Here is a 489-nt window from a genome sequence, read left to right on the forward strand (position 1 = left end):
GAACGATTGAAGTAGTTGCTCAATCTGTGCGGCAACGAATGGCCCAGTAGCAGCATAATAACCGAGCAGAGCGAACAATGAGTGAGCACCCTTGAACTGCCTCAGTTCGTCAGCAAAACGCTGCTTCGTTTCTTCCGTGGTTCCGGGTTCCCAGATCACGTCCTCAGTCGTATTGACATCAGCTTCGACAGCCTTGAGCATGTCTTTGAGTGTATTGATATTCTTTTCAGAATACACTTCATGCACTTGTATCGGCAATTCATTGAATGCCTTAATGCAGTTTTCACATTGTTCTCTCCGTTATCTTGCGGTCAAGAGCCGCGAAAAAGAGGACTAGCTTCCTTCTGCGGTTACTGGAACGTGTAGCCCATCGCCGTAGTCAAGGTTGTCCTCGTTGAAAATATGCATCAAGCCAGTGTCATCCTGCTCAACAACATATCGAATGTTTCCGTCTCGCTTCAGGACCACAGACACAGCCCTGCCCCCGGA

At 48.5% G+C, this 489-nt stretch carries 1 protein-coding gene; it reads right to left on the reverse strand.

From position 1 onward, the window contains the following. Positions 1-201: hypothetical protein (locus RMT89_RS41030; RefSeq protein ID WP_315888848.1), on the reverse strand; the 201-nt coding region annotated here is incomplete at its 3' end. Positions 202-489 lie beyond the last annotated feature (288 nt).

This window comes from Streptomyces sp. P17, assembly GCF_032436805.1.
Taxonomy (GTDB): Bacteria; Actinomycetota; Actinomycetes; order Streptomycetales; family Streptomycetaceae; genus Streptomyces.